The 16,485-nt window shown below is 40.2% G+C and carries 11 protein-coding genes and 4 pseudogenes; 2 read left to right on the top strand and 13 right to left on the bottom strand.

The genetic code is table 11. The features are described 5' to 3' along the window. Positions 1-14: 14 nt before the first annotated feature. The 7 genes and pseudogenes from DI392_RS11240 to DI392_RS11210 form a co-directional block, all read right to left on the bottom strand. Positions 15-2,426: a glycoside hydrolase family 94 protein gene (locus tag DI392_RS11240; RefSeq protein ID WP_109319999.1), complete on the bottom strand. Its 2,412-nt coding sequence runs from the start codon at positions 2,424-2,426 to the stop codon at positions 15-17. 72 nt (positions 2,427-2,498) lie between these two features. Next, positions 2,499-3,590 carry an ABC transporter ATP-binding protein gene (locus DI392_RS11235; RefSeq protein WP_109319998.1) on the bottom strand — a complete coding sequence of 364 codons (1,092 nt, stop codon included), beginning with the start codon at positions 3,588-3,590 and terminating at the stop codon, positions 2,499-2,501. After that, complete coding sequence (locus DI392_RS11230; protein WP_109319997.1) at positions 3,590-4,939, bottom strand: GH1 family beta-glucosidase; 1,350 nt, start codon at positions 4,937-4,939, stop codon at positions 3,590-3,592. Before DI392_RS11230 ends, DI392_RS11235 begins: the two co-directional genes overlap by 1 nt. A 19-nt stretch (positions 4,940-4,958) precedes the next feature. After that, positions 4,959-5,849: a carbohydrate ABC transporter permease gene (locus DI392_RS11225; protein WP_109319996.1), complete on the bottom strand. Its 891-nt coding sequence runs from the start codon at positions 5,847-5,849 to the stop codon at positions 4,959-4,961. 1 nt (position 5,850) lies between these two features. Beyond that, positions 5,851-6,840, bottom strand: a complete 990-nt coding sequence (locus tag DI392_RS11220) for a carbohydrate ABC transporter permease (protein WP_109319995.1) — start codon at positions 6,838-6,840, stop codon at positions 5,851-5,853. A gap of 62 nt (positions 6,841-6,902) precedes the next feature. Then, positions 6,903-8,147 (bottom strand): annotated as a pseudogene (locus DI392_RS11215) (ABC transporter substrate-binding protein). 36 nt (positions 8,148-8,183) lie between these two features. Continuing rightward, positions 8,184-9,185, bottom strand: a complete 1,002-nt coding sequence (locus DI392_RS11210; RefSeq protein WP_109319994.1) for a LacI family DNA-binding transcriptional regulator — start codon at positions 9,183-9,185, stop codon at positions 8,184-8,186. Between the two features lie 283 nt (positions 9,186-9,468). On the opposite strand from DI392_RS11210, the pseudogene tnpA reads away from it, so the two are divergent. Both tnpA and DI392_RS11200 read left to right on the top strand, forming a co-directional pair. Continuing rightward, positions 9,469-9,796 (top strand): annotated as a pseudogene (gene tnpA / locus DI392_RS11205) (IS66 family insertion sequence element accessory protein TnpA). A 78-nt stretch (positions 9,797-9,874) separates the two neighbouring features. Then, positions 9,875-10,141: pseudogene (locus DI392_RS11200) on the top strand (transposase); the annotation flags it as partial. A gap of 375 nt (positions 10,142-10,516) precedes the next feature. Here DI392_RS11200 and DI392_RS20020 read toward each other — a convergent pair. From DI392_RS20020 to DI392_RS11165, 6 genes and pseudogenes are all read right to left on the bottom strand, one after another. Then, positions 10,517-10,873 (bottom strand): annotated as a pseudogene (locus DI392_RS20020) (IS3 family transposase); the annotation flags it as partial. Between the two features lie 68 nt (positions 10,874-10,941). Beyond that, complete coding sequence (locus DI392_RS11185; RefSeq protein ID WP_109319992.1) at positions 10,942-11,631, bottom strand: IS6 family transposase; 690 nt, start codon at positions 11,629-11,631, stop codon at positions 10,942-10,944. 242 nt (positions 11,632-11,873) lie between these two features. Next, a complete protein-coding gene (gene citC / locus DI392_RS11180; RefSeq protein WP_109319991.1) occupies positions 11,874-12,971 on the bottom strand; it encodes a [citrate (pro-3S)-lyase] ligase in 1,098 nt (365 codons plus the stop codon). Positions 12,972-13,224: 253 nt separating this feature from the next. Further along, on the bottom strand, positions 13,225-14,730 hold the full coding sequence (locus DI392_RS11175) for a tripartite tricarboxylate transporter permease (RefSeq protein ID WP_109319990.1): 1,506 nt from the start codon (positions 14,728-14,730) through the stop codon (positions 13,225-13,227). A gap of 12 nt (positions 14,731-14,742) precedes the next feature. Then, positions 14,743-15,237 carry a tripartite tricarboxylate transporter TctB family protein gene (locus DI392_RS11170; RefSeq protein WP_109319989.1) on the bottom strand — a complete coding sequence of 165 codons (495 nt, stop codon included), beginning with the start codon at positions 15,235-15,237 and terminating at the stop codon, positions 14,743-14,745. A gap of 99 nt (positions 15,238-15,336) precedes the next feature. Then, positions 15,337-16,326: a Bug family tripartite tricarboxylate transporter substrate binding protein gene (locus DI392_RS11165; RefSeq protein WP_109319988.1), complete on the bottom strand. Its 990-nt coding sequence runs from the start codon at positions 16,324-16,326 to the stop codon at positions 15,337-15,339. Positions 16,327-16,485: the final 159 nt, after the last annotated feature.

The following is a 16,485-nucleotide window of genomic DNA, read 5'->3' as shown; positions in this document are numbered from 1 at the left end:
CGCCCTACCTTCAGTTAACCAAGTGTTACTTCAATATTATACTCTCCTGAATTAAACACCGGAACTTTATTGCCTTCAATAAATTCGCCATTAATACGCATATCTACTACACCTTTACATACATTATTTGGATTACGAACATTAATATGGTAAGTGGCCCCACGGAATTGACGACATACTTTGAAACCAGGCCAGTTGTGTGGGATACATGGATCTATAAGCAAACCATCTATCTCTGGACGAATACCAAGAATCCATTGAGTCCCTGCAATATATGTCCATGAAGAAGTTCCGGAAAGCCATGCATTTCGACCAAGCCCGAACTGTTTGTGCTCATCTCCAAGTATATTTTGTGGATAACAATATGGTTCTGATTCGAAAGTATCTATATTGTGATTCTTTGACGCTGGATTAATCTGAAGATAATACTCATATGCACGATCACCATTACCTACTTTTGTCTCAGCAATCATAACCCAAGGATTAGAATGAAGGAAAATACCGCCATTTTCTTTTGCTCCAGGTGGATAAGTGGACACTCCACCAAGGCTCGGATTAAAACCATCGTAGCCCGGGGTTGATAACTTAATACCATTATCAGTATTTAATTTGCTATAGACTGAATTTAAAGCTTTCTTTGACTGTTCCTCTGAGGCGAACCCAGATAAAACTGGCCAGCTCTGTCCATTAGTATAGATCTGACCTCGTTCGTTACTATGAGAGCCAATTGGTTGTCCCGACTCATCAAAATAACGAATAAACCATTCTCCATCCCACCCATGTGCTTGCACATTACTTTTCATGTCATCGTAATGTGATTTAAAGTACTCTGATAGTTGCTCATCCCCTCTCAGTTTACACAAATCCAACATGTCTAATAATGCTTTACCATACATGTTAGCAACCATCATAGACTCAGACCCAGTAGGCAAGTTCACCGTATCGTTCCAATCAGCAAAACCTAATAGAGGTAAGCCATGTTTACCGATATTCGTTCTGGTAAATTCAATACCGCGACATAAGTGTTCCCAAACACTTGCCTTTTCAATAGGCTCTCCGTTCTTATCTTTTTGATAAAAAGGAATTTTTTTATCCAGAAAAGACTTATTTCCTGTTTCTTTTACATATTGGGTAACAGCGTAAATAATCCATAGATGGTCATCACCATAATAGTCTGGTCGGTCTTCTTCTTCTCTAGAATCACCTGCATTCGCTTCCATTGTTGATGGAAAAAATTGGTGCATCGCAGAACCGTTTGTATTCTGTACCGAAAGTAGACGTTCTATAAATTCACGAGCATCTTCAGGCATATGAGCAATAACACCTAGAATATCCTGTGCGGAATCTCGGAAACCAATACCTCTCGCACCAAAACCAAGCTGATATAAAGATAGATATCTAGACCAATTTTTGGTTGTATGACACTGCCTAGGGTTATGAATGTTCAGCATCGTGTTCATTGCTGCATCTGGTGTTGCAACAGTAATGGTTGACAAATAATCGTCCCAGAATTCAGCTAGTTCAGAGAATGCGACATCAACATTGTTGTGATCACGGTACTTTTCCAACTGAGGCTCAGCCTCTTCCAGACTAGCCATCTGCGATAACTGAACAACTGTACGCTCTGTCTGTCCTTCAGCGAGCCAACCTATGCGAAGATTTAAAGCACCAATATTATCCCCACGTAGACACTCGCTATTGCATAGCTCATCTTTTTTTAATGCTTCTGGCTCTGACCAGCTTCCGTAACCCATATTTCCTAGAAATTTCTGCCGATCACCATCAAAAGATGTTGATGCTCGGTCCGCAGTCATTAGATTCACAGCATTATCGCGCTTCATAAAGGCGTACTGCTCTAACACTATATGACCCGACTTCTGTTGATGAGCTTTCAGGGTCATTGTTTGTGGTACCCAATCAGCATTAACTAATTGCTTAAGAGCATCAAAATGAGAAAATTCATAGACAGGTACTACATCGACATGTAGCTCTCTATCTGAGATATTCGTGATTTTGATATCTTGCAGTAGTATTTGATCATTCTTGGGGATAAAAAAAGTTACTTCACAACGCACACCAAAGGCCTCAGAGACAATCTTTGTATAAGAAAGACCCGTGTGATTTTCAAATTTATCCAAAGGCTTTAATGTCGGAGTATAAAAGGGAGAAAATATTTCCACATTCCCTTTTTTGTCTCGAACCTTGAGATATAATGTTGAACCTTTAAAGTCAGAATTAGGTAACTGTGTTATATACTTTGTTATTCGGTTGAGCGCTGGATCGCCCTTACACAAAAGGACACCACCGTTACTATCAACTATTCCACCAAAACCTAGCGTACCTATATAGTTACACCATTTTATTGGAGTGCATGGTGTAGTTGCTATATACTCTTTATTTATATCGTCAAAATATCCGAATTTCATTATAAGTGTCCCTAGCCTCTCCTCACCCGAGGAGAAACTAAATAAATTATTTTAAATTGATGGATTTATTTATTATTCTGCTAGTGAGTTTTCACTAAACGCATCAAATAAATGTATCGAATCCAGATCAAGATAAAGTGTTAATTCATCTACATCGACTTCTGCGGCTTGAGTTTCCACAATCAGTGGCTGTCCCTGAATTTCTGTTTGAAGAAGTATACTTGCGCCCATCAATTCTTTATCTTTAATTTTAACTGAAATAGGAAGTGTCCGTTCATGACCAACTTGCTCCGCTCTCAGGTGGATATCTGTCGGTCTTATGCCTAGATGCAGGGCTAAATTGTGAGACGCGTGAGCTTTGAACCGTTCAGGAAGAGGAATCAATACATCTCCTAGCTCGACAAAATATTCACCACTATTCTCTTTAAGTTTTACATCCAACATATTCATTGAGGGGTTACCAATAAACTGCGCTACAAATTTATTAGCAGGTTTTTTGAATACTTCTGTTGGAGTACCAACCTGGGCTACATAACCATCTTTCAAAATAACGATTCTATCTGCCAATGTCATTGCTTCAATTTGATCATGGGTTACATAAATAGTTGTCGTCTTAATAGCCCGGTGAAGACGTTTAATTTCTTCCCGCATAACTCCACGCAGTTTTGCATCAAGATTAGACAATGGCTCATCAAATAAAAATACTTTCGGTGTCCTAACCATCGCCCGTCCCATTGCTACACGTTGTCGCTGGCCGCCAGAAAGCTCTTTGGGCTTGCGGTTTAGCAAAGGCTCAAGCTCCAACATCTTAGCTGCTTTTCTTACTTCTAAATCGATCTTTGATTTAGGCATACCTTTTAGCTTTAAGGCAAAAGCAATGTTTTCATATACTGTCATATGTGGGTATAAAGCATAGCTCTGAAATACCATTGCTAGGTCTCTATCTTTCGCATCAATATCATTCATGATCTTGTCGCCAACAAAGATATCCCCTGAAGAAATGCTCTCCAAACCAGCTAACATACGAAGAGTTGTTGATTTACCGCATCCAGATGGACCAAGGAAAACAACAAACTCCCCATCATTTACAGTAAAATCGAAATGTTTAACAACATCAACATCACCAAATGATTTCTTAATATTTCTAAATTCAACCTTAGCCATTATTTATTCTCCTCTGCTCGCTCTAGTAGCATATTTTTATAAGCAATTGCACTTTGTTTAAGTGTTCTTTTCTGGGTCTTATAATCGACATGAACCATTCCAAAACGCTGGGTATAACCAAATGCCCATTCAAAATTATCCATAAGACTCCATGCAAAATAACCAACTACTGGTACCCCTGCTTTTATGGCCTCGTCAACTGCTTGAAGATGGTCCTGATAGTAAGTTACTCTCTGGGTATCATGAATTTCCCCACTCACACACTTATCATCTCCAGCGGCTCCATTTTCCGAAATATAGATCGGTGGCAAATTATCGTAACGTTCACTCAGACGTACCAATAAATCTGTCAGGCCTTGAGGGTATATTTCCCAGCCAATGTACGTCTGTTCAGCATCAACTTGTGGTACTGATTCTATATCTCCATTCTCGTTGTAACGATTAACACTACGCGTATAGTAATTAATCCCAATATAATCCACTGGAGCATTAATTATGTTTAGATCGTTCTCCAGAATCATTGGCATATTCATTGACTGACGTTCAACAACTAATTCCGGATATTTTCCTCTCAGTACAGGGTCTAGGAACCAATGGTAGTTTTCTGCTTCACTGTAGTCTGCTGCGCCTTGATCTTTTTCACTATAAGGATATGCGGGTGAAGCGTTAACTACTATTCCATGACTCGAATTAGGAGCATTTTCTCGTAGAATAGGCATTGCCAAGCCATGTCCTAGCATAAGATGATGCGATGCTGAAAATCCCTCTCGCTCACCAAAAATTCCAGGCGCATGTTCCCCCCAACGATAACCTAAAAATGCAGCTACAAAAGGCTCATTCAGAGTCGTATATACATCAATCTTGTCGCCAAAATAATTACTAACAACTTGAGCATAGTCAGCAAATTTATAAGCAGTTTCACGATTTAGCCACCCGCCTTTGTCTTCAAGATATTGAGGAAGATCCCAATGGTACAGAGTGACATAAACTTTCATTCCTAAAGCATGGCATTCGTCAATAATCTTTTCATAAAACTCCAGCCCTTGCTTATTCACCACACCATCTTCCGGAATAATACGAGGCCAGGCAATAGAAAAACGATAGGCATCTACACCTAACGCATGGATCATGTCTATATCTTGTTTCCATAAATGATAATGATCACAAGCGATATCGCCATTATCTCCATTGTCCACTTTACCAGGCTCTTTACAGAACGTATCCCATATAGAAGGTACCCTTCCACCTTCTCTTACAGCCCCCTCAATTTGGTATGAGGAAGTTGCTACTCCGAATACAAATTCCTTACTACGTAACTTAGAATCACTCGGAAGCTGATATTTATTCATTGTCATAACCTTTTTAAATCTAACCTTTTACTGCACCGGACGTTAGTCCACTAATCATCTGTTTAGATGCAAATAGATAAGTAATAATTAATGGTAAAATTGAAATGGTGGTACCCAACATTACAGCCCCCCAAGGAGTATTTGGAATACCTTGAACACTCCGTAATGCCTGAGTGATAACATAATTTTCAGGTGTAGTTAGAACCACAAGTGGCTGCATAAACATATTCCAGAAGAAAACAAACTGAACTATTGATAAAGTAGCCAAAGCAGGTTTCATCAATGGTAATACAACACTCCAATATGTTCTAAATTCTCCTGCTCCATCTAATTTTGCAGCTTCCAAAAGTTCCTTTGGAATAGAAGCTACTACATGTTGCCTCATCAAGAATATTCCAAATGGTGTTGTAGTAAACGGTAACCAAACAGCGATACTGTTATCCATCAATCCTAAAAATTTTACTATCATAAAATATGGTATTAAGCTAAGAACTGGTGGAATCATCATTGATCCAACCAACATTCCAAATAGTACGTTTTTACCTTTAAACTTATACACAGCAAAAGCGTACCCACCCATGCTACAAAATAGTAAAGAAATAGTTGTACCTAAAAACGCAATATAAATTGAATTAAACATAGCCTGCCAGAACGGCATTATTTCTTGTAACTTCGCATAGTTGATTTTTAAACTTTCACCAATAGCAAAACTAATCCCAGAACCAAATATTTCACTGCGGTCACGAGTTGAAAGAATAGCGGACCAAATAAAAGGAAATACGGTTATTACTGCAGATACGATTAAAATAGTAGCAAGAAAAATCATTAATAACTTTGTTAATAGTTCAATATTCTTATCGCTAGGCTTCAGACCAGATAAAGAATTCTTTGTTGTTATATAACTAGCCATTTTAATACTCCTCTAACCCTTTCTTGCCAAAGAACAAAAACTGAACTGTGGTACATGTTGCTATAAGTGCGAATAGTAGCCATGAGATTGCGGATGCTGTACCCATTTCTAGCCACTCCCAACCTACTTTATAAAGATACATAGAAATAGTTAAACCAGCCTGACCAGTACCACCATTACCACTAGTTAAAACAAATGGCTCTTCAAACAATTGTAAGTTACCAATAATAGTCATGGTTATAGCAAAGAAAATGAATGGTCTAATCATCGGTAAGGAGATATGCCAAAAACGACGTAAGAAATTCGCTCCATCCATACGAGCAGCTTCTAATATATCTTTAGGAATAGTCATCAATCCGGTTGTATATAACACAATATTAAATCCTGTATATTTCCAGAACACCATAATAGCAATTGATGGCTTTATCATAATAGAATCTTCTAGCCATCGAATAGGCTGAAAATCATTAACCCAGGAAAATGCCCAGCCAAGAATAGGATTATCAGCCAAAGCAATCAAAGACTGATTTATAATTCCTGAATGAGGAGAGTACATATTGAAAAAAATAAGAGATGCTGCAACTGTAGAAGTAATATAAGGCAAGAAGTACGCTGATGTTAACCAATGCCGGATGTTATTACCCATAGAAACCAAAATATACGCTGTTGGTATTGCTATTAAGTGTTGAGCGACCCCAGATGTAATAGCCAGCCAAACTGTATTTTTCAAAGATCTCCAAAGCCACGGATCGGTTAAAGCAACGCTATAATTTTCGAATCCTACATATTTCATTGCACTAAGCCCTTCTACAGGGTTCCACTCATGAAAGGACAAGAAAACAGAAAAAACTAATGGAAAAATACCAAAAATCGAAAAAATAACTAGAAAAGGTAATAGAAACCCATAAGGAGTAAGCGCTTTCAATTTCAAGCGATTAAAAACCTTTTCTGATGATAGCGAATCTATAGCTGCATTTGCTGCTTGACTCATAGTAAAAACCTCTTACGATAGGGAGGTTTCCCCTCCCTAGATTATAAAAACTACTAATATAACTACATATTTCTTGTGCGACGTTTAATTAGGCGCTCTGCTTCTTTTAAAGCTACTTTGATATCCTTCCCTTCATCTAAAACTTCCATCAGTGCATTTTCTAAGACGATAGAACGAGCAATATGATCACCTTTAGCTGGAGAAACAGGCTTTATGTTCTTCGCTACTTCTGCAAATAGTAAACGTGCTTTCTGGCCTCCTAAGAAGTCCATACTCTCTTTAAAGAGAGCGTCATCATACGTTGTCACGTTTGCAGGAAATGCTGCAATTGTTTTAAAATGCTCCAATTGAACAGATCTATTAGTTGTCATGAATTCAATAAACTTCCAAGCTTTATCTTGCTTTGAAGACTGTTTAGGTATAGATAAGAAAGATCATCCCCAACTCCCGTAGATACCATCAGGTAAATGGGATACAGCCCACTTCCCTTTCGTTTCAGGAGCAATCCAGTTTTTTAAATGTCCGAGTAACCAAGCGCCAGAAAGTTGCGTGGCAAATGTGCCTTTTCTGAATCCTTCATACCACTCATTCGACCATGCTCGAATATGGCCGTCTAAGCCTTTGTCTCTAATTTCTTTTGCAACTTCAAAGGCGTGTACAAATCGCTCTGAGGTAACAACTGACTTTCCATTCTTGTCAAAATACAGACCTTCACCTTCAGGAACAGTCGTAAAAATAATGGCTTGAGCAACATCTGATGCTGAGGCTATTAACTGGATATTTTGTTTTTTCAACGCTTCCCCAGCTTTGATATATGAATCCCAGTCTTTAATTGCATCCTTAAGATCTATCCCAGCTTTTTCAAAAATATCCGTACGGTAATACATAACACCCGGGCCTAAATCGACGGGTATACCATATACATCGCCATCAGCACCTTTACCTTGAGCCCAAGCATATGGAGCAAATAGTTCCTCATATTTATCTGCCCCATACTGTTTAGATAAGTCCACAAGTCCCCCAGAAGCCACAAAGGGTCCAACTTTCTCTACATCAACTACAATAACGTCTCCAGCACCAGAGCCAGTCGCAAGGTTAGTAGTTAGCTTAGTATGGTGATCCCCATGGTTGTTCATAAGAACATCTACTTTGATCCCTGTCTCTTTTTCAAATTCCGGGGCAATTACTTTCAAACTACTATCAAAATCAGGAAATCCATCGAAACGGATACTAGATTCCGAAGCAGAAACAGTGGAAGCGAGAGTTAATGCAATCGCTCCTGAAAGTGCCAATGTCTTAAATTTCATATGTCATCCTCAATGTCTTATTAGGAATATAAAAAATCATGTTTCTTTTAAATTTCTCACTGATGCTCTAATAACAAGAGATGGTGACAATTTAAAATTTACATTTTTATCATGTTTCTTTATTTTCTGAATAACAAGCTGTACAGCTTCTTCACTCATACTTTCTACTGGAAAGTTTATTGTTGTTAAACTAGGGGTTAAATAACGAGCAAAAATAACATCATCAAAGCCAATCAAAGATATTTGCTCTGGAATAGCATATCCTTTTGTTTTCAATACTTCAGAAGCACCAAAGGCCATATGATCATTAGATGCAAAAATAGCTGAGAATTCATAGTTCCTTCCAAGCAATTTTTCAGTAGCTCTGGCTCCAGACTCTTCAGTGAAGCTAGCTTCTACTACTAAATCATCTCTGTACTCGATATCTGAACTATTCAGTGCTTGTCTATAACCTTCTAACCGTTCTCTAGCATCAGCCTTCTCAAGTGGACCCGTAATACAAGCAATTGTTTTATGCCCCATATTTATTAAATGCTTAGTCGCTATTAAACCTCCTAACACATTATCTATGTTAATGCAGCTTTCCGCTATTTCAGGTATAATTCTATTAATTAATACTATATATATTCCTTTTTTTTCCAAATCAATTAAATATTCATCAGAAAGCTGTTGCGTATGTAAAATAATTGCATCCACTCGCCTATTGAGCATAAATTCAACAGACTCTTGTTCACTCTGTTCGGTATTTGAACCTGTAGTTACAATTACGTGATATCCCAAATTACGGAGCAATCTTTCCATACTATTTAATATACCTGAAAAAAAACCGCCTAACTCAGGGACAATAATACCAATACTTCCTGTTCTGCAGGATGCTAATGCCTGAGCTATCGCATTAGGTCTATAACCCAAAATTTTTATTGCTCTTTCAACTCTAAGCTTTTTATCTGTACCAACACGACACTTTCCATTAATCACTCTCGATACAGTTGCTTGAGAAACACCCGCTAATTCAGAGACATCTTTAATCGTGACCACAAAAACTTTAAAACCCTACTTCTAAATTCTCTGCGATATCCGAAATCGCTTTCATGAACTGATTTTCTAGGTTCCTCGCACTTTCGATTGTGACATTTGTCACATAAAATCTTCCAGTTTATTTGCCACTTACTGGAATAATGCGTACAACAACACTTTTTCTTAACTCATGAAAGAATTTCATGAGTTAAGAAAAAGAATAGTAACCGCGTCATAAACCACACATTCAATTAAGCTGACCCCAGTTTTATGATCTTATCTCCATCAGCAAGGAGATAAGATCATGGCTCACCGCCGACCCAGCGACCAAGAATGGCTGGAGATATTCCAGCAGTATGAGAGTAGTTCCCTGAATCAGAGAGAGTTCTGCCGTCAGAACCAACTCAGCCCTTCAACCTTCTTTTCAAAACGACGCTCACTGGAGCTTACCCGAAGTCATCCAAAGAGCGGTTTTGTTCCGAGCAGAGGTGGTTGAGCAGACGACTCGTTATCAAGTGACTGCTCCTGTTGGTGCGGACATGACGCTCACGTTTAATGACGTTGAACTTAGTATTCAGCTAAACATCCCCGCAGGTTACCTGGCACAGCTTATCCGCGAGCTGTCATCATGAAGGGATTAGCTAACCCTGATCCGCACCACCAGTTTTAGACACCGAGTTAAGTGAGTACAATCACTAACAAGGTGAACCATGACAAACAAGAAGAAACGTATTATCCATTCTCCTGAATTTAAAGTAGAAGCCCTGAAGCTAGCATAGAAGGTGGGAGTAGCTGCGGCAGCAAGACAGCTCTCCTTACATGAATCTCAGATCTACGGTTGGCGTAAGGCTGTAAAGAAAGACACCACGACCAGTCAGCGAGAGCAAGAGCTAGCCGCTGAAGTAGCCAAGCTCAAAAGGCAGTTGGCAGAACAAGCAGAAGAGCTAGATGTCGTAAAAAAGGCTACCTACTTCATTTAAGACAGAAAAAACACTTTATATTCATACATATAGTACAAAACCAACCCTTCAAATTACCAGATAATTCGCACTCATATAAGTATCAGAACCGCGTTTAGCTAATCACTAAATCTCGACCGAGTTCATATTAGGCATAGTTAAAATGATGCTTCATAAAAAATTCCAGATAGCATCCTCTTTCTAACGCTCTTTCTTCGATCGGCTTCCACAACATGGCTAAATAGGTCTTAAGAACTTCAGCATCCGATTGGTAGTATTCATCCACACAGTCCCCATCAGCTGCTTTTATCCAATCAGAAGGAGTTAAAAGGGTCAGCCCTCGATGGAAGTATTCCGGAATAGTGTAACGGTCAACTAAAATTGGAGACTGTTTTAGGCAGTTTTTTGTAAATTTATCTCGTATTGCACAGGCGATATATTCCCCAACCGATAATGTTTTCGTTTTTGATTGTAGAATGGTTCTATGTAGTCAATGATATCAGCAATCGCTTGGTGACGTGTTTCGTACCGTCGATAATTGACTCGTTCTGATTTTAGGCTCCTGAAAAAACGTTCTGTTACCACATTGTCCAGGCAATTTCCTGCACGGCTCATACTGGATTCAATGCCGTATTCTTTCAGCGTCCGTTGAAAAGAATCACTGGTATATTGGCATCCCTGATCAGAATGAAATACCACTTTGTCCTGAATTCGTCTTTTCTGTACTGCAAGCCGTAATACTCTCATTGTTAATTCGCTATTATGAAGGTACTGTCAACTTAACTACATTGCGTCACAATTTTTCAGTTAAATACCTCTTAACTAGCCGTGATATTTCTCCATGTGGTAAAGGCCTTAGATCTTCGACTTTTGTAGAGTGCGGCACTGCATAAATGCCTTTGTGAATTGAAGACGTTATAAACCAACGAAAACATACTGAGGAAACGCTGTGCATGAGCCCTGCTCTTAAATTTACGCATTTGCCTTTCCCTAACTCTAGTCGATTCATGGGAGCTCTCGGCTCGATTGTTATGATACTTGATGTTGTCGTGGATTGATTCGGGTACCAGTTCCCTATGAGCGACATCATAGCTTCGGAGTTTATCTGTAACGACTTTCCAAGGTTTAACTCCTTGATTACTGGTTAGTAAGCGTTTGAAGAAACGCTTTGCAGCTTTCCCATCTCTTCTTTTTTGTACAAGAATATCAATAACATCACCATCTTGGTCTACCGCTCGCCAAAGGTAGTGACGCTCACCACGAATATTAATGAACACCTCATCCATGAACCAGGTATCACCGAACCGACTGGCACTTTTCTTCAAACGCTTGCTATAGATACGCCCAAATTTATTGCACCAATACCGGATAGTTTCATAACTTACGGTAATGCCTCGTTCCGCAAGAAGATCTTCAACATCCCTAAAGCTCAAACTAAAGCGGAAATAAACCCAGACAGCATATTGAATGATATCCGGAGGATACCGATGCCGTTTATAAATATTCATTGGTCAATACTGCCACACAGGAAGTTAACTTGACAGTACCTGACTTTTTGCTGTTAACTCGGAAGACTGACATAACTGGGTTGAAGTTTATCTGGAGAACCAATGGCAGATATTGGATCCCCAAAATAACGCTTATCTTCCTGATCACTCAGGCTATGTTCAATTAGGGCTGGTGAGTGAATCCCAATCCAGCTAGAGCATACTTCGTTATAACAAAATTAAGTTCAAAATACGCTTTTAAACTACACTCCTACACTCAATTCAGCTGTTGCAGCTGCTCTTAATGCAGCTTGTTTACGTTTGGCGTGATAGGCGGAGCTTTCTTCACTGAACAAATCTCGCAGGTAGTCATAAGTGGTAGGCGGAACAATTTTCCGAATGTCATCCCATTCATTCTGGAATAGTAGTTTACGGACCAGAGAAGCTGAAATTGGCAACTCCCCTTCTTCACAGCGAGGTATTTCCACTAAGGTAATAGGAGAACTTTCCAAAGAAGGTGTCGTTAACCACTGGTGCATCTGCTGGTTATAAAAACGAGTAACTTTACAAATAGGCTCAGTGCCCACAAAACGGTGCGTCACACCAAGAGCGGGGGCGATATAATCACGGAACAATTGCAGGTCTACCGCGGTATGGCAGTAGTTCACTACCCCCTCATCTTTCAGGAAATAGCTTGGGAAGGTAGCGCGGGAGATAATGTAATCAGAGCCTGGGTGAATAATGACATTACCAAACTCTTCGACTCCGGCACGGATCATATTAAGACGATCCTGATAAGAGAAAAAAGAACGATCTTCTTTCACAACAAACAAGTGTACCCAATCACACTCTTTAGATGCATGCTCAACCAGGTAGCGGTGTCCATAGGTAAATGGATTCGCGTTCATCACGATACTGCCAACTTTGGCTCCCGGCTGTTTCAGAGCAGCCAGTTTGGCACAGTACTGTTTTAGCCTGCTTTTACTGTTCTCCAGTAAAATCACCCTTCCCTTCACGGAAGTAAGGAGGTAAAAACCGGCGTCACGGAACATTTGATAGTTTTCAGGCTTAGTATAGATAAACAGGTTATATCTGCCTAAATCATAAGCATAAGTCACTATCTCGGTTAATAGCTTGGTTGACAGACCATGTCCCTGGTGCGCATCATCGACTGCTATCGATTTCAGAGTATTACCGGCCAGTCCTGCACAACCAACAATATCCAGCCCATTGAATGCGATAACAAATAACTCAACATCGGCGTCAACCCCTAACCCCATTCTGGTCAGGAATGTACGCACTCTCTCCATTTTCCGGCTATTTCCATTTTTAATCTTTTCAAAATTGTATGAAATAAGCACTGACTTTTCTCGGTAATGGGTTCACAAATAAATTATTGCCTTTATTCTGACTAAGAAGCTTGATTGACATCATGCCCTTCGGTAGAAATAAAATCGTTAATGGCGTTTATGAATTTATTCTTTATATAGTATATCGCTCTGAATAAGAGTCTGCAGTAATCATTTAAAATAAATTCATAAAAACCAAATAAGTCAGCCTGAAAATTTTTATCTCAGGCTGACTTATACTCTTTACTTTGATATCTGCCTTATATTATGCAGTTTGAGCTTGTTGCTTACGAGCACGAATCATATTTATCACAGGCAATCCAATTGACAGTACGGTAATAGCAATCAGTACCTGAGCGACTGTTGAATGCATGAAGATAGACAAATCCTGGTTCGAAATACGATATGCCTGGCGGAATGACTGTTCCATCGTACCACCAACAATACAAGCCAGAATCATTGGTGCTGTTGGAATATTCGCACGCTTCATGATGACACCCGCTACACCCAGAATAACCAGAATATAGAAATCGATTACTGAGTTACTGATAGCGAAACAACCGATGAATGCCAGACCAAGAACAACTGGATACAGAATCTTAGGTGGAATGGCCAGTACTCGAACCAGCAGGCCAGCCAGCGGGATGTTTACAATCGCAAGAATAAAGTTAGCCACGAACATACTTGCAATAAGACCCCAAGCCGTTTCCGGATACTGAGTGAACAGCATAGGACCAGGCTGAATACCCAGCATCAGTAGTGCACCCATCATTACCGCTGTCGTGCCCGAGCCAGGTACACCCAGAGCCAGCATTGGAATCATCGCACCGATAGAAGCCGCATTGTTTGCTGATTCAGGAGCCGCAAGACCTTCGATCGCACCTTTACCAAACTCTTCACTATTCTTAGACAGTTGCTTCTCGTTGTTGTAACACATCAGAGAGGCCATTGTACCGCCGGCACCAGGCAGGGAACCAATAATGAAACCTACTGGAGCACTGCGTAGAATCGGCCATTTAGCACGAGGCCAGTCATCACCACTGATCCAGATGCGTTTGAATTTAGTTTGCGCTTTCTTAGAACCTTCACTCAGAGAACGGAAGCTCTTGAATACTTCACCCAGTGCATAGATACCGATAATAACAACCAGGAAGTCTACCCCGGTTTGCAGTTCAAGACTGCCGAAAGTGAAACGTTCAACACCGGACTGAGCATCAATACCGATCGTGGCAATGGCCAAACCTACCACCATCGACAAGAAGCCTTTCAGCATGTTGCCTTTAGACATGGAAGCCGTCATAGACAATGCTGCAACCATCAGAAGGAAGTACTCTGCCGGACCAAATTTCAGAGCAAATCCCGCAACTGGTTCTGCAAGCAGAGTCATCAGTACCGCGGCAATCGTACCACCGATCAATGACGCTATCGCTGACATTGCCAAAGCGGATTCTGCACGCCCTTGCATCGCCATTGGGTAACCATCAAAAGTCGCCGCCAATGCTGCGCCGTCTCCCGGAGTGTTGATTAAGATGGAGCTACGAGAACCACCAAACATTGCACCAATGTATACGCCAGTCATGGTAATCAGTGCTGCGGTTGGTCCCATAGCGAATGTCATTGGCAGAAGAACGGCCACACCGGTCGCGGGGCCCAAGCCAGGTAACATACCAACGATAGTACCAAGCACACCACCAATGGTGACAAGAAGTAGATGGTAGGGTTGCAGGGCAACACCAAATCCATTCATTAAGTTAGCTAGAATATCAGTCATAATAATCTTCCTTTATTCACCGAACGGTAGCGGTGGAAGGCTAATACTTAGCAGAGTGCTAAATACAAAATAAATACCGACGGAGAAAAGAATCGCAATAATAATGCTTTTTTTCCAGGACTCTTTGCCACTAGTAATAGTTAACATAGAGAACATAAATAAAAATGTACTAATTACATATCCAAGATGCTCAAAAACAAGAGCATAACCTATTGAAATAAGGCAAGTATAAAGAATACGACGACGGTCATTTTTCTTTGAAGCATCTTCGTTTATCAGATTTTTATAAGCTAAAACCGAAGATTTAAAATCACTTTTAACTAGCAAAAGAATGCCAATTAAAACAGAGACGGCAGACACGCCAAGTGGAAAATAAAGCGGATCCATCGGGTTACCGAACGCTGCACGCGGCATTGAATAGGTCATATAACCATATATAAGGCCAAATGCAATTCCGAATAATCCCGTAAATGCATCCCAATTAGGACGAACATTTTTGTTTTCCATAGGATTTATTCCTTATGCTAGATTTAATTTAAAAACACAATCAGATAGTGAAATAAGAGGGAAAAACTCCCTCTTATTAATTAACAAATAATAAATAAATTATTTAGAGAAGATTTCAGATAGAATTTCTTTATATTGCTCGTTGGTTTTTGCCAGGAATTTAGTGAATTCTTCGCCACTCTGATAAGCATCATCCCAACCATTACGATGACGAGCTTCAGCCCACTCTGGAGTTTCCACCATGTCTTTCAGTGTCTTGTTCCAGTATGTCACTGCGTAAGCAGGCATGTCTTTAGGACCAAACAGGCCACGCCAGTTTTCAAACGTTGCGTCAATGCCTTGCTCTTTTACTGTTGGGATTTCAGCAATAACACCTTCACCGATACGCTTGTCAGCAGTTTGAGCCAGTGCACGCAGGTTGCCGCTTTTAACCAGAGAAACGACATCACCCAGACCAGTAGAAATCAGATCAACGTGACCGCCAAGCACCTGAGCAACAGCACCACCATCCTGGAAAGAGATGTAGTCAATTTGGTTCAGTTTTGGCACGCCTGCCGCTTTAGCAACCATCAGGAACTGAATGTGGTCCATACTACCAGCAGAGGAAGTACCACCAATTTTCACGCTCTTAGGATCGTTTTTCAGTGCATCCATGATTTGCTTAATAGAAGTGTATTTAGAGTCTTTTGAAACAACAAAAGCAGCGTAGTCAGTAATCAGACGAGCCAGTGGAGTCGTATCCTCATAGCTGTATTTACTTGCGCCAGTCAGGTTTGTCAGCAGAATCGGTGGAGAATAGACCGAAATCATGTTCGCCTTACCTTTCTGAGTTTGCATGTAAGCAAGGTTTACTGCACCACCACCACCAGGACGGTTAGTGACAGGCATATTAGATTCAACCAAACCTGTATCTTTCAGAGTTTTCGCTACAGTACGGATGGTTAAATCCCAGCCGCCGCCAGCACCAGATGGTGCAACGAATGAAAGAGTTCTAGGCGGATAATCCTTTGCTACCGCACTGCTCAGAGGCATAGCTGCAACAGAGGCAATTGCAGCACCGATCATAACGCTTTTTAGTTTCATGTTCATTGAAATACCTATTATGGTTATTGATATGTTTTCAACTGATATAGGAACTTCAGTCTTGTTGACCTTTCAAAAATGAACTCAGATAAACAGATTCAAATTTGAAAAGTGTTCCGTCCTTCAGAACCAGTACCAAGTTGATGATGGTATTATTGATGATTG

The sequence above is a fragment of the Vibrio albus genome, assembly GCF_003144035.1.
Taxonomy (GTDB): domain Bacteria; phylum Pseudomonadota; class Gammaproteobacteria; order Enterobacterales; family Vibrionaceae; genus Vibrio; species Vibrio albus.
Note: the sequence above shows the minus strand (reverse complement) of the source record. Positions and strands in the feature narration are given on the sequence as shown.